The sequence below is a fragment of the Prevotella heparinolytica genome (assembly GCF_002998535.1).
Taxonomy (GTDB): domain Bacteria; phylum Bacteroidota; class Bacteroidia; order Bacteroidales; family Bacteroidaceae; genus Bacteroides; species Bacteroides heparinolyticus.
This window is the reverse complement of the sequence record NZ_CP027234.1, coordinates 2075205-2089844: the sequence shown is the minus strand read 5'-3', so window position 1 is coordinate 2089844 and position 14640 is coordinate 2075205. Positions and strand designations below refer to the sequence as shown.

Annotated in this window: 13 protein-coding genes; 4 read left to right on the top strand and 9 right to left on the bottom strand. The window is 47.6% G+C overall.

Annotated elements, in window-relative coordinates; translation table 11 throughout:
* Window positions 1–18: 18 nt before the first annotated feature.
* Window positions 19–1050 carry a Holliday junction branch migration DNA helicase RuvB gene (ruvB, locus tag C3V43_RS08565; RefSeq protein ID WP_106069451.1) on the bottom strand — a complete coding sequence of 344 codons (1032 nt, stop codon included), beginning with the start codon at window positions 1048–1050 and terminating at the stop codon, window positions 19–21.
* Between the two features lie 402 nt (window positions 1051–1452).
* Window positions 1453–2727, bottom strand: a complete 1275-nt coding sequence (locus C3V43_RS08555) for a DUF2851 family protein (RefSeq protein WP_106069449.1) — start codon at window positions 2725–2727, stop codon at window positions 1453–1455.
* A gap of 99 nt (window positions 2728–2826) precedes the next feature.
* On the opposite strand from C3V43_RS08555, the gene dapB reads away from it, so the two are divergent.
* From dapB to C3V43_RS08535, 4 genes are all read left to right on the top strand, one after another.
* The gene (gene dapB, locus C3V43_RS08550) at window positions 2827–3594 is read left to right on the top strand and encodes a 4-hydroxy-tetrahydrodipicolinate reductase (RefSeq protein ID WP_106070523.1); all 768 of its coding nucleotides are present in this window, start codon (window positions 2827–2829) and stop codon (window positions 3592–3594) included.
* A 36-nt stretch (window positions 3595–3630) separates the two neighbouring features.
* On the top strand, window positions 3631–5124 hold the full coding sequence (locus tag C3V43_RS08545) for a S26 family signal peptidase (RefSeq protein WP_106069448.1): 1494 nt from the start codon (window positions 3631–3633) through the stop codon (window positions 5122–5124).
* Between the two features lie 19 nt (window positions 5125–5143).
* Window positions 5144–6079 (top strand): signal peptidase I, encoded by a 936-nt coding sequence (gene lepB, locus C3V43_RS08540; RefSeq protein WP_106069447.1) that lies wholly within the window; start codon window positions 5144–5146, stop codon window positions 6077–6079.
* A 118-nt stretch (window positions 6080–6197) separates the two neighbouring features.
* The gene (locus tag C3V43_RS08535; protein ID WP_106069446.1) at window positions 6198–7445 is read left to right on the top strand and encodes a M16 family metallopeptidase; all 1248 of its coding nucleotides are present in this window, start codon (window positions 6198–6200) and stop codon (window positions 7443–7445) included.
* A gap of 174 nt (window positions 7446–7619) precedes the next feature.
* On the opposite strand, the gene C3V43_RS08530 is transcribed toward C3V43_RS08535, so the two are convergent.
* The 7 genes from C3V43_RS08530 to C3V43_RS14800 all read right to left on the bottom strand — a co-directional run bounded on the left by C3V43_RS08530 (window position 7620) and on the right by C3V43_RS14800 (window position 14631).
* Complete coding sequence (locus C3V43_RS08530; RefSeq protein ID WP_106069445.1) at window positions 7620–8204, bottom strand: epoxyqueuosine reductase QueH; 585 nt, start codon at window positions 8202–8204, stop codon at window positions 7620–7622.
* Window positions 8205–8307: 103 nt separating this feature from the next.
* On the bottom strand, window positions 8308–9573 hold the full coding sequence (locus tag C3V43_RS08525) for a biosynthetic peptidoglycan transglycosylase (protein WP_106069444.1): 1266 nt from the start codon (window positions 9571–9573) through the stop codon (window positions 8308–8310).
* A complete protein-coding gene (locus tag C3V43_RS08520) occupies window positions 9570–10310 on the bottom strand; it encodes a galactosyltransferase-related protein (protein ID WP_106069443.1) in 741 nt (246 codons plus the stop codon). Before C3V43_RS08520 ends, C3V43_RS08525 begins: the two co-directional genes overlap by 4 nt.
* Complete coding sequence (locus C3V43_RS08515; protein WP_106069442.1) at window positions 10307–11323, bottom strand: hypothetical protein; 1017 nt, start codon at window positions 11321–11323, stop codon at window positions 10307–10309. Before C3V43_RS08515 ends, C3V43_RS08520 begins: the two co-directional genes overlap by 4 nt.
* Before the next feature lie 24 nt (window positions 11324–11347).
* Window positions 11348–12337, bottom strand: coding sequence for a glycosyltransferase family 2 protein (locus C3V43_RS08510; RefSeq protein ID WP_106069441.1), 990 nt, complete (start codon window positions 12335–12337; stop codon window positions 11348–11350).
* A 243-nt stretch (window positions 12338–12580) separates the two neighbouring features.
* Window positions 12581–14383, bottom strand: a complete 1803-nt coding sequence (locus C3V43_RS08505) for a hypothetical protein (RefSeq protein ID WP_129588743.1) — start codon at window positions 14381–14383, stop codon at window positions 12581–12583.
* Between the two features lie 74 nt (window positions 14384–14457).
* The gene (locus tag C3V43_RS14800; RefSeq protein ID WP_164996233.1) at window positions 14458–14631 is read right to left on the bottom strand and encodes a hypothetical protein; all 174 of its coding nucleotides are present in this window, start codon (window positions 14629–14631) and stop codon (window positions 14458–14460) included.
* Window positions 14632–14640: the final 9 nt, after the last annotated feature.

Here is a 14640-nt window from a genome sequence, read left to right as displayed (position 1 = left end):
AGCTATCTTCTCCCACCCCTAATCGCTAAACAACGTTGTCTGGCTGTTATAAAGGTTGCGGCCCAAGTGCTTGTAGGCCAGTTCGGTGACTTCGCGTCCGCGTGGAGTGCGCTTCAGAAATCCTTCTTTTATCAAGAACGGCTCGTACACCTCTTCGATGGTTCCCGCATCTTCGCCCAAGGCGGTGGCAATGGTGGTAAGGCCTACCGGCCCGCCTTTGAATTTGTCGATAATGGTGCAGAGTATCTTGTTGTCGATCTCATCCAACCCGTACTTGTCGATGTTCAGCGCTTCCAGCGAGAACTGTGCAATTTCCGTGTCGATGCTGCCCGAACCTTTCACCTGCGCAAAGTCGCGCACACGGCGAAGCAACGCATTGGCGATACGCGGCGTGCCCCGGCTGCGCGAAGCTATCTCCGCCGCCGCCCTTGTGGAGCAGGGCACGTCGAGGATGCCTGCCGAACGGCGGATGATGCCGCCCAGCACGTCGTCGTCATAATACTCCAGATGCAGGTTGATGCCGAAGCGCGCACGCAGGGGAGCCGTGAGCAACCCGCTGCGAGTAGTGGCGCCCACCAGCGTAAAGGGGTTCAAGTCTATCTGTATGCTACGTGCCGACGGGCCTTTGTCTATCATGATGTCGATGCGGTAATCCTCCATGGCAGAGTAGAGATACTCCTCCACCACGGGAGAGAGGCGGTGAATTTCGTCGATGAACAGGACATCGTTCGGTTCTAAAGAAGTCAGTATGCCGGCAAGGTCGCCCGGTTTGTCGAGCACCGGGCCGGAGGTAATCTTAAAGCCCACGCCCAGCTCGTTGGCAATGATGTTGCTCAGTGTGGTCTTTCCCAGTCCGGGAGGGCCGTGCAGCAGCACATGGTCCAGAGCCTCGCCCCTAAGGCGTGCTGCCTTTACAAAGATGCGCAGGTTGTCCACCACCTTATCCTGCCCGCTGAAATCCTCGAAGTTCAGGGGGCGCAGGGCGTTCTCGAAATCGCGCTCCTTTCCCGTCAGTTGCTGGTTGCGTATGTCAAATTCTTCTTGTTCCATCTATATGCTTTTGTTCCTTTTGCCGCCTTGCCCGAAAGCTTTTCTGCTTTTCGGCGCGCAGGCATTCGCTCCGTGCGAGCAAAGATAACCAAAACCGACGAACCTTGCAGTTTTTATATTGAAAAAAAAGAGATACCCACCCCAAGTGCCGCAAGCGAAGATGTCGGCCGATGATTCGACCTTCCTTTCCTCCTTTGTTGTAGCATCCTGTTTATCAAGATATTTATAATTCATTTGTCAGATACTTGTGTTCAAGCTGACAGGCACTTGTGTCTGATGTGATAAACACTTGTGTCTGACACGACAAACGCAAGTGTCTGTCGGAAAGCCTTCAAAAGACGGGAAAAAGCCCTTGCTTCCTTTCGGTCGTTACGGGTGAAGAACCGTTCTACGGCAAGGCGTTTACGCCTTTTTCAGGTACTCGTAGCCGAACCTGCACCGCAAGCACTCTTTCCTGTCGCAATACTCCTTCCGAAGCTGGAGCAAGGCCTGCGAATCGGCTGCGGTGGAAACAGGCAATCCCGCCTCTGCCCACAACCGGATGATGCGGTTATCCTCGGCCGTCAGCGATTCGAGAAAACGGGTGGCGCGGTCGCACAGCGAATCGTCGGCCTTGTGCAGCCCGTAGGCATAAAGAAAGGGGACGACGGTGTTTATCAGAATCAGCTTCAGGGCATTCGCCCCCACGGATTTCGTTCGGCGGGGCGACGGCCTGCCGAAGATGAAATGCTCCTCCCAATAAGCCGATGTGGGGGAGGTGAAAAGCCTCTTCACCTCATCCGCGCTGTCCGCCTCCATGACACGGGAAAAAAGTCCCTGTTCGCGGTGATACAAACCGGCCAACTGCGCCAGCCTGACGTGGGGGAAGTTGCCGGGACGCAGGCGCAGGAAGTGCCATCGGTGGGCATCCATCGGCGCAGGCAGTCCGAACTTGTGTTGCAGATAACGGAACTCATCCCGGAGTTTCAGGTAATACTCATCCGCTTCGGGAGGCACTTCCTCCAACAGGCCGGCCTGCCCGAAGAAAAAAGCCTCTACTTGGAAAAGATTGTCGCGATGCTTGTCCACGGCACGAAACGGAAGGTTGCCTGCCCAACACTCGAAAGCGTCGCCGTTCAGTCCGAAGCCGAAGTTGCGGGCAAGGGTGATGAAAAAGGCGTCTTCCCAATGGCCGGTGTTACGCTCCAACCTTTGGTAGATGGCGTGTGCCTTCTGTTCAAGACGCTCCACTTGCAGGGCCGACAGCCAAGCGTGAACGGTGAGCTTGGGGAGGGCGGGCAGTATGGAATGGCAGGGAGGAAAATACTCGGTGCGGCGCAGCTCCTCGTAGCGCTGCCTGACGATGTCGGGGCAAGGAAGCACAAGCTGCTGAACCGGCTCGCCGTTTGCCCGGCATACCTCGCAGTCGCACTTGCCCACCACGTGCAGGATGACGGTGTCGTAAGCCTTGTCGTGCTGGTGTCCGTGGCGCAGCCAGTCCGAAGCCTGTGTATGCACCTCTACGTTGCCCACCCAAAGCGTACCGTCTATTTTCAGTTTGGCATTGAAGAAGTCAGGGCCTGCATTCGTGTTCGGCAAACCGGCATCTATCACTTCCACCGGCAGTCCGGAGGTGGTCCGAAGCGAAGACAGAGGAAAGATTTTATGCTTCCAGACGTAGTGCAGTAATTGTTCCATTGTTAACAAGACGTTAATGTTGGGCGCAAATGTAAGAAAAAGATTATCTTTGCGACCTATACTTGGCTGATAAACTGAATGAATAATAAAATAAGGAGAATGAAAATCGCACTAATCGGTTACGGAAAAATGGGCAGGGAGATTGAGCGGATTGCCCTCGACCGCGGACACGAAATCGTCTGCATCATCGATGTGGACAATCAGGAAGACTTCGATTCGGCTGCTTTCAAGAGCGCCGATGTCGCCATAGAATTCACCAACCCCATGGTGGCATACACCAACTACATGAAGACCTTCAAGGCGGGCGTAAAGCTCGTTTCGGGCAGCACGGGCTGGATGGCCGAACATGGCGAAGAGGTGAAACGCCTTTGCACCGAGAGCGGCAAAACACTGTTCTGGTCGTCAAACTTCAGCTTGGGGGTGGCCGTCTTCTCGGCCGTGAACAAGTATCTGGCAAAGATCATGAACCGCTTCCCCGCCTACGACGTGACCATGAGCGAGACGCACCACATCCATAAACTGGACGCCCCCAGCGGCACGGCCATCACCCTTGCCGAGGGCATCATCGAGAACCTCGACCGCAAGGACAAATGGGTGAAAGGAACTTTCCGTGCTCCGGACGGAACCGTTTCGGGCACCAGCCAATGTGACGCCCACGAGCTGCCCGTCAGCTCCATCCGCGAGGGCGAAGTGCCGGGCATACACACCATCCGCTACGACTCCGAGGCCGACAGCATCACCATCACCCACGATGCCAAAAACCGCAAAGGCTTTGCGCTGGGCGCCGTACTTGCCGCCGAGTACACGGCGGAACACCACGGCTATCTCGGAATGAGCGACTTGTTCCCTTTCCTGAAAAATCAATAGAATCATCGGACATCATCAATCAAACAACCATATACAATGAGAAAAGCAACACGTGCCCAATGGATTAAATTCGCTATCGCAGCCCTGCTCTATCTGCTCTTCCTCGTCTGGGTAAGAAGCTGGTGGGGACTGATTGTACTGCCTTTCATTTTCGACGTCTATATCAGCAAGAAGATATCGTGGGGATGGTGGAAGAAGGTCAGGAATCCGGCTGTGCGCAGCGTGATGAGCTGGGTAGATGCCATCGTATTTGCCTTGGTGGCCGTCTACTTCGTAAATATTTATGTGTTTCAAAACTACCAGATACCTTCTTCTTCGTTAGAGAAGTCGCTGTTAGTGGGCGATTTCCTCTACGTCAGCAAGATGAGCTATGGGCCGCGCGTGCCCAACACACCGCTCTCCATGCCGTTGGCGCAGCATACGCTGCCCATACTGAACTGCAAGTCGTACATCGAATGGCCGCAATGGAAGTACAAACGCGTGTCGGGATTCGGCCGGGTGCAGCGCAACGACATCGTGGTGTTCAACTTCCCCGCCGGCGACACCGTGGCAACCAACTTCCAGCAGACCGACTTTTACAGCCTTGCCTATGAGGAGGGCAAGCGCATCTATCCCAACAAAGTAAATATGGACAGCCTGACGCAAGACCGCCAACGCACCGTTTACGAGTTGTACTACAACGCCGGACGCAACCTCATCCGTTCCAATCCGCAGATGTACGGCGACATCGTGGTGCGTCCCGTAGACCGCCGCGAGAACTACGTGAAACGTTGCATCGGCTTGCCGGGCGACACGCTGCAAATCAAAGACGGACAAGTGTATATCAACGGGACACCCGCCGTGAATCCGCAGGAGATGCAGTTCAACTACTTTGTGCAGACCACCGGCCCTTACATTCCGGAAGAGATGTTCATCGAACTGGGCATCAGCAAGGACGACCGGATGCTGATGAGCAGCGACCTCAATTGGGAGGAAGGATTGCTCGATATGGGGCTTGACCGCCGCGACGCGCAAGGCCGACTGACGCCGGTCTATCACCTGCCGCTCACCCGGAAGATGTATGACACGCTGTCGGGGAACAAAAAACTGGTCAGCCGCATCGTGAAAGAGCCCGATTTATATTCCGGACAGATGTATCCGTTGAACCTCCACACCGGCTGGACACGCGACGACTACGGTCCGGTATGGATTCCCGCCAATGGAGCCACCGTCCGCCTCACCGACGACAACCTGCCCCTCTACGAGCGCTGCATCACCGCCTACGAAGGCAATCGGCTGGAATTGAAGCCTGACGGTATCTACATCAATGGCCGGAAGACAGACACCTATACCTTTAAGATGGATTACTACTGGATGATGGGCGACAACCGCCACAACTCCGCCGACTCGCGCTACTGGGGCTTCGTGCCCGAAGACCACGTGGTGGGCAAGCCTATCGTGGTTTGGCTCTCGCTCGATAAAGACCGTGGTTGGCTCGACGGCAAGATTCGCTGGAACCGCATATTCAAGTGGGTAGACAACATCAAATAACCGTATCCGAAGTAAGGCCATGAAGAAAGCAGGAAGGGCAGCCTTGACAATCGTCGGAGTGATACTCGCCGTAGTGTTGCTTCGGGGTTGTGTTGCCACGTCCTGCCTCATCCCCTCTTCGGGCATGGAGAACTCGCTCTATCGCGGCGAACGCATCCTCGTGAACAAATGGAGCTATGGTCTGCGCCTGCCTTTCATGGGTTTGTGGGGCTATCATCGTTGGGCAGAAAGACCCGTACAGAAAGAGGATATCGTGGTGTTCAATAATCCGGCCGGCACTTCCACAATGCCCATAGAGCGGCGGCAGGTATTCATCGGCCGTTGCATCGGTATGCCGGGCGACACCTTGCTGATAGATTCGCTCTTCTCCGTGGTTCCTTCCGAGAAGAAAGCCCCTGATCAGAAATTTCTTTATTCCTATCCCAAAGAAAAAGAATATCAGTTAGACTCGCTGCTCCGGTTGCTTTCCATCTCCTCCGACAAACTGATGGGGCAAGATTCGGTGAAAAGCATACGCAGCTTCAGCCGCTACGAATACTACCTGCTGGAGCAGGCCATGAACGGAAAGTGCTGGATAGAACCTATGCTCAGGGAAGATTCCATCGAGGCATTGAAGCCCTTGATTGTCCCCCGCAAGGGGCAGGCCGTGCGTGTCTATCCGTGGAACATGACTTTGCTCTGCAACACCTTGCTCCTGCACGAGAAGAAGCACGCCCGGATAAAGAACGATACCCTCTACGTGGATGGCAAGCCCGCATTGCACTGTTACTTTACCAAAGATTACTACTGGATGAGTGCCAACAACTCCATCAACCTTTCAGATTCCCGCCTTTTCGGCTTTGTTCCCAAAGACCACATCATCGGTAAGGCCGCCTTCGTCTGGTTCTCCAAAGAAGAGGGGACGGGACTTTTCCACGGATACCAGTGGGAGAGGATGTGGAAGAGGGTGAGGTGAGCGGTTAGCGTTGAGTGGTTTTATGGGGTTGTGCCGGGGGCAAAAACAAGCGGGCATGTTTTGTACTGATTGCGGTTTGCACTATCTTTGTGCCCTCAAACTGTTTTGAAACGTCGGAATGAAGAGAATAGCAAAGAGGGAGAAGCGGGTTTTCAACGATTTTACCTTGCCCAACGGACTGCGCATCATTCACGAGCGCACAGCCTCTCAGGTGGCCTACTGCGGGTTTGCCGTAGATGCCGGCACGCGCGACGAGCTTGAACACGAGCAAGGCATGGCGCATTTTGTGGAACATCTCATTTTTAAGGGTACGCGCAAACGCAAAGCGTGGCACATACTGAACCGCATGGAGAATGTGGGCGGCGACCTCAATGCTTATACCAATAAGGAGGAGACAGTGATCTATTCCGCTTTCCTCACCGAGCACTTCAACCGTGCCACCGAGCTGCTCACCGATATCGTGTTTCATTCCACCTTTCCGCAGCGCGAAATAGAGAAAGAGACCGAGGTCATCATCGATGAGATAGAGTCTTACAAAGACAACCCTTCCGAACTTATCTTCGACGATTTCGAGGATATGATATTTCGTGGTCATCCGTTGGGGCGGAATATTCTGGGTACTCCCGAAAGCCTGAAGCAATTCCGTAGTGAAGATGCTGCCGCATTCACTGCGCGGCTCTACTGCCCTGCCAACATGGTTTTCTTTGTGTCGGCCGATGTGGACTTCAAGAAAGTGCTGAGCCGCATGCAATTCTTGACACAGGATATTCCGGCCTTCAAGTTCGAACACCTCCGCACCCCGCCGCCTCTCTACGTACCCGAACGGCTTGTGCTCCGTAAAGACACCCATCAGGCACACGTCATGATTGGTGCTCGTGGCTATGATGCTTATGACGACAAGCGCACGGCGCTCTATCTGCTCAACAATATGCTGGGCGGCCCCGGCATGAACAGCCGGCTGAACGTCTCCCTGCGCGAGCGTAGCGGACTGGTCTATAACGTCGAGTCGAACCTGACTTCGTATACCGATACGGGTGTTTTCTGCATCTACTTCGGGTGCGACCCCCAAGACCTGAACCGTTGCATCCGGCTGGTTCATAAGGAGCTGAAGCGCATGCGCGACACCAAGCTTACCTCTTCTCAGCTTGCCGCCGCCCGCAAACAGTTGATGGGGCAAATCGGCGTAGCCTCGGACAACAACGAGAACAATGCGTTGGGCATGGGAAAAACTTTTCTGCACTACAACAAGTACGAAACGCCCGAAGAGGTGTTCAACCGTATTGAACGGCTCACACCGGAAATCCTGCTGGAAGTGGTCAACGAAATGTTTGCCGAGGAGTATCTCTCCACGCTTATCTATCGTTGAGGCTTTTTTAGCTCTTGTTTATTCTTGTTTGGTTTGCCTTCGGTTTGCTTTTTCTTTGTGTAGGATTCGTGCCGAGCTATTACCGGCTTCATACTTCTTCCGTATGTTCTTCTTATCTATATGCGTGCTTGCTACGGAGCAGGTATGTTTTGTCCTTCCGCAAGCATGTACTTCTTATTCCGTCTTGGTTTCCGCAGGGCGTATGCTGAATTCGCATCCGCAATACTGCTGGTTGTAGAAATCGTATTCTTTCAGCAATTGGTTACGTCGGTCTTGCAGTCCGCCTTTCCGCCAATTCTGTTCCCAGAATACGGTGCCGGGATAGCGGGCGGCGGCTCGGCGTCCTGCCTCGAAGATTTGCTCCAGACTTTTCCACCGGGAGGAGGCAAGGGTGGTGGTAAACACGGAAAAGCCGTGTTCCGAAGCATAGCGTGCCGTCTCCGTCAGCCGCAGGGTGAAGCACTTCAGGCAACGGCCACCACGCTCCGGCTCATTCTCCAGTCCTTGCATGGTGTGCAGCCAGTGCGCATGGTCATAGTCGGCATCGATGAAGTCGAGGTTCAGGGACGTGACGAAACGTATTGCCTCGTTTTTCCTTATCTCATACTCCTCCTGCGGATAGATATTGGGATTGCAGTAGAACACGGTGGGGCGGATGCCGTTCTCCAGCATGCACTCGATGATGGCCGACGAGCAAGGTGCGCAACACGAGTGCAGCAGCATCCGTGTGTCTCCGTTGGGCGTTTCAATGTGTGGCATATCTCTCTTCAAATAAGGCTTCAGCGGTTCGTTATGTATAGAAAACCGGAATCATATACTTATGGTTGTTTTCTTTTGTCATTGGCAAATGTACTGATTTTATTTAGAGAATGTCAAGAACGAGCACACCGAATTTGTCGGAAAACTCTATCTGTTTGATATCTGCCGATGAGACATTCTCTCGATGGATAATCTGTTTCTTCATCATTACGGGCAGATATTGCCTGATATGTTGCAGAAGATTTCTGCGGAGTTGCTCGGTTTTTTGTTGCAATGCTTCGTAGAAATGAATCGGGCGCGGGATGATATAAGTCAGTACTATGACTTCGATAGCATTCAGCTTGGAAGAAGATTTGTCGAAATAAAATAGTGCGGCATCTTCAATGCCATATACGTCGGGAGCGAATTCAATCATGTTCAGATAAATTTCCAATATATCCTGTTTGCCGGTGCCGTAGTGATTTTCCATCAGCAATGTCAATATGGCTTCTTCTGTTTTTCTGGTAAAAGTGCGTTCGCCGTTGAGCAAGGCATTTTTTATGAGTTGCATGCTTATGGTACTTCCTCCTCGTTTCAGTGCTTTCTGATCGATGGCCGATTTGAGTGTCATTCCCGTCAGTGTCGGACTGATTCCTCTGTGTAAATTGAAAGACGGGTCTTCGGTACAGATTACCGTCTGCCGAATTATTTCCGGAATCTCTTCCAACTTTTTATAATTCTTCGCGAGATGATTGCGCTTGCTTAATTCATCGGTTAAGTACATTTTTGAAAGCGCGTAATTTTCCGGATGTATCTTTAATGTGTCATACTGAAAAGTTGAGTTAAATTTGGGATATGGAGATGTATGACCATACTTGTAACAGCAAAGAAACGTTATGAGAGTGTCGGAATATACGGTATTCATGAATCGGGATATGATGTGGCCATCGAACAATTGTTTATACCGGTCTATGGATAGAAGAGATGTTTTTATAAAGAGTTCGCCTTCATCGGCATTTCCTGTATGCTTGAGTGAGAGATGGATTGCCTGATTCAAGGTCACGTCTATCGAGGTGCTCTTTCGCCGCTTCTCATATGATATATTCCCCTTTAAATCGGGAAGGTGGAAATCCTTATTCGATAAATATCCCGGCATGACGGTGATATTCTCACTCGTCATATCTATGGCAATCCTTTTCCGGAATAACTCTTTTATTCTGATCTTGAGCAGTAAGTTCTCTATCAGTATCCTTTCGCCACAAGCATCTATATCCGTATTTTTTAAGGATAAGCCTTTTTTGAAAGAGAAATCTTCGATGTAGATATCTATTCCTCTTCGATGTGCGTATCTCGACAAACGCTCTAAAAGAAAAAATTTCAGTGGGTTCATGGCATCATGTTTTGCGTTTTATAAAGTTGTCCTTTTGATATTCTGCTATGCAGTTCCGTATTGAATCCGCTATTCATTCCTCTTGGATGTGACAGATGAAACAATACATTTCTCGTCCTGTAAATCTTCAATCCATGATTCATGAATCGGATGTACCGGTCATAATCATCATCGCCCCAGCCATAGTAGGCTTCGTTCTCTCCTCCTATCTCGATGAACTTCTGCCTGTTCATCATCACGGCCCCGCCCGTCATGACCCGTTCTGACAGCCTTTCCATTTTCCCGATGTTTTGCATCAGCACTTCCTCATCTTGTTTTTTCAGATACAAGGCGCGAAGGATATTCGAAGTGTCCAGACAGACCCCGTTGTAGGGCAAGGCCATATCCGCGTTTTGCTTTCGCAACTGGTCGAGACATTGGCCTATGGCTTCGCTCCCGGCTATGGTGTCGGCATCCCATATCGCCACGAATGGGGTGTCTGCGTGCGTCATCATCCTGTTGAAATGCCATGTCTTATACAGAATCGGGTCGTCATCTTCTATAAACTCATAATCGATGCAGGTATTCAATGCGGATTGTAATATTCCGTTGCAATAGCAATCCGCTTCTCGCAGACAGATTCGGGTGTTCAGACTTCTTTGCAAGTGTTGGATGACAGCTGTTACATTCTCCAATCTTGCGATAGAATCAGTCCTGATGAGAATCATTATTGTCAGGTCGGTTGCTTCTTTTCTCATGACGGTATGTTGTTTTCTTTTTGTCTTTCCATAAATTCATAGGCCGAGGCCACTCCGCATATCCCGCTGTATAGCCCTAAGTGCGAACGAAGATAGGCTTTGTTCTCTGCCAGTAACTGCCATTCGGGAGAGTTATCTATCAGTGTCATTATCCTCTTTTTGTATTCATCTATTTTATCCGCATATCCGTTGATTTGTCTGAGCAGGAAATAGAGACTGCTTGCTCCATTGTTTATGTAAATGCTTTTGCATCCCATCTCTTTTGTCAGAATATGGTCTACGTCGATGCTGTCGAGTAAGATGGAAGCATGTTTTTTCCATTCCTGCGGGCATGCTCCATGCGAAGCCAATGCATTCATTCCGCATAGCAGATACAATCGGTTGGCTTGTATTCTTGGAATGGTAGAAAGAATGACGGGAGCCAATTCTCCCATCATCCTTTCAATGCGTTGCCTGCAGAGAGTTTGTGAAAATAAATAATCCATAATAAAGAGAGTTTGCGGCAACGCATAATCCAATGAATAGTGTAAAGGCTCGCTGATGCTTTGCGCATCGATGCGTGCATACATGCCATTCATGGTTTGGGTGATAAGACTTTTAAAGAGGTATTCGGCATCGCTGCCTTTCTCTTGCTCTTTCCATCTGGCAGTCAGGTAATACAACAGGTGAATCAGTGCGGTGAGATTATATTCTTTACTGTGTCGTTCGTATGCTAATTGTCTGAATACACTGTTGTCTATCTCTTGCAGCGCAACATTTACATCTCCGTTCAAGTAACCTTCCCGGATGAGGTGGCCGATTGCCATTCCTACCCCGCAAAGACCTCTCTCCATCGAGATATCGCCTTTCATTTCAGGCAGTTCTTTGCATACGGCTTGCAGCCATTCGTGTGCTTTCTCTGTTTCTCCGGTGTGAAAGAGATAGAGGCATATCCCCATCTTGCCGGTGAATAGCCCCGTGGGGATAGCGGTTGTGGGGTCTGATAACGAATTGGTGATGAAATACTTATTCATGAGGTTCTCATAATAAAAGTTTGTTTAATTGATTAGGGGTATTTCGACTCCATTGTTGGAGGTTATTTTGATGATACGTTCTATATAATACAGGAAGAGATCATTTGTGATTCTCCCGGATATATTTTTTTTATTCTTCACTACATCGGATAGGTAGTCGACGTTTTCGTAATAAAAAGCAATAAAATCTTCTTTCTCATGGAGTTTGGTCAAAGCATAATAATACATTTGAATAGCCCTTACATATAACCAGCTTTTTAAAATATCATCATTAGTAAAAGACGCGTTTCGTGAGAATGACAATATGTTTTTTGATAAAGCGATAAGTGAACTACTCTTTTTATAAATAGTTTCTGCTCCATGCATAATTGATCCGTTTCTTTGCCTGTAATAGTAGAAAGGGAAGTCCATAATTTTGATTTTCTCGGCTTGACATACAGTCTGTATAGTCCAAAGTTCGTCTTCATACATTTCCTTTTGGAAGCGGATGTTGTTTCTTTTTAGGAATTCATGCTTATACATATAGCAATAGACCATCGGGATAAAGGAATTGGCATTTGATAAGTTTATATAGCATTCTTTTCCTTGCATCACTTTCCCAAATAACGATGGTGGAGTTTTATATCTTTGTCTTATATCTTTGGAATGGTAATAGAATAGAGCATTTCCCATGACCATATCCAAATCATTGTCTGCTAATTCTTTATACATGATGTCTAAAGAGTTCTCGATAATCCAATCATCGCTGTCTATAAATGTGATGCATTTACCTTTGGCAATGTTTAACCCTAAATTTCTTGCATTTCCCGGGCCACAATTCTTTGTTTGCAACAATACTATTCTTCTATCTTTCAAGGCTAAATCGTTTGCAATTTGATACGAATTATTTTCAGAACCATCGTCAATGACGATAATCTCCACATTCAAGTTTTGGGATGCAATTGAGGAGATACATTCATTTATAAACTTTCCTGTATTATACATTGGTATAATGACTGATATATCTATGTGCATAGCTTTTATGATGTTTGGATTTAGAAACTGTTTTTGAATTTATCCGAGCTATTTCCTAAGGATTATTTTTGCGGATTTTTCTCCTTTCTCATGAGTAGCATAGCGGGCTATGTGACGAATGTGAAAGGAGAAAAAGACTAAAAATAATAACGAAAATAAGATTATCTTTCTTTTATGCCAAAGAAAGAGGTATGGCCTTGGTATGATAAATTTTAACCGTATGTCTGCGATTATGATATGTGCTTAGAATTTTTGAATGAATTTATCCCATAAATCCGGAGAGCCTGCTTGATTATGAGTTTTTTCGTATAGTTTTTTACGTGAAGAATTGATAGCCTGCTTGGAGCGTGCGGTCAGATTGGCGATACTTATTGGAGGGATTTCCATCTTCAGCAGCATGCAGATACGTATCTCATGTGTGCTGATATTCGGGTAGAACTGCTCTAATCGCTCTGTAAAATTGTTATAGGTTCCGTTAATGGATTTAGTCAGTTCTTCCCAATCCTCCGGAGTTATTTTTTTCTTATCAGAGATGTTTTCAGAATGAGGCATTTCTGCCACATGATAGAAGTCTTTATATATTTGTGATGCTTTGAATGTCTGTTCTGAAAGAACCCGTATCTTTTGCTTGGTCTCTATTTGTCTGTTAGTAAGTTCCAATAGCTCTTTTTCTGTCTCTTGCAGCATCTTCTCCATCTCATTCTTTTGGTTTTCGATGTTTCGCTGTTTTTCTTTAATTAATTCTATACGTTTTTCATTGGCTATAATGTACTCTTGGCTATTTTGATATTGTTCTTCAACAATGTCTTCCAGTTTCTCTTTCTGCCGCATGGCAAGTATGGCTTTTTGCTTTCTTTGCAACAAGTAGATGATGCAGGCAGATAAAACGAGAGTTAAAATGCAGATGATTCCTGTCGATAGCAATACAATCCGGTTTTCCTGTTTTTGGATAACATCGCTAAGGTGATAGTTTTCTTTTTCGTGAATCTGATAGTTGTACTGCCAGCTGTTTCTTTCGTTCTCAGTAGTAATTTTTGCTATTAGCAGGCTATCTGCATAAAGCAAAGATTTATGCAGATACTCCAATGCTTCGGCCCGGTTTCCTTGCTTATCGGCTATTTGACTCATCATCTTGTAGCCTTTCTTTTGGTCGTTGTAGTAGGCATCCTTGTTATGATACTGATTACTGATAGAAAGCATTCTTTTGCAATAGTGCTGTGCAGAGTCTAATCGTCCTGTTTCGTAAAACAAGCGAGTACAAGTGGAGAAGTAGGCCGGTAAATAATTTATAGAGATATCATGAACAGCTTGCAGTGCGTCATAGGCTTTCTTATATTCTTCTTCTTGAAAATAACACATTCCCCATTCAATATTAATGCTATTATATAAATCCGTATCGCAGATCTTCTGTGCCATATCACTTGCTTTCTTGTAGTAAAGTGACATGCTGTCTATATTTTCTCCCTGATAACCTCTGGCAATAAGAAGCAATCCGTTGGTCATAAGAGTGCTGTCGGCTGTCAGTTCCGCATACCGGTAAGCTTTTCTGAAAGGTTTAACAGACTCGGCATATGTATCAGGATTAAGTTTATATATCAATCCGATATAGCGATGTATTTTATAGAGAATGCGATAGTTTGTGCTTCCTTTAAATGCATCCAACGCTTTCTGTAGATAGATTTGTGCTCGTGGCGAATCTCCTATGATATAGTAAATCATTCCTGCATAATAATATATTTCCGGCAAACGCTCTTGATCTTTCTTCTTTTCATAATAGTTCAGCAAAGGTTTGATGAGATTGTCAGAAGTAAAAATGGAATGAGTATTCTCTTTCGCCTTTATGGTCAGTATCCTATAGTACATCTGTGTGGATTCGGGTTCATTGCCAATACTTCTTTCTAATTGTGCCAACAAGGATAGGGCACTGTCAGGACGGGTATCCATCAACGAATCCGCCATTTGCATGAGACGCGGACAGGGTTTACTGACGCAAGAGCAAACGGTAGAGAGGAATGCTATCATAAATAGTTGTATAATGACTTTCATAGAAGCATTTCATTAATTATATCTGCAAATGTATAAATTATCAGGTTTATGATTCATGATGATGGATTAAAAAGTCAGAAGTTTTTTGTACAGATATTATATTGAGATAAACAATTGACATAAAGTTTTACACATTTATATCCTCCAAAGATTTCTCCCAATTCATCTTCATCCAGAAGATTCGTATTGTCACTCATTCCTGTTTTGAGTAACAGAATTTCTTCGTCTTTCAGTTTTTCTATTTCCATATTATTCTA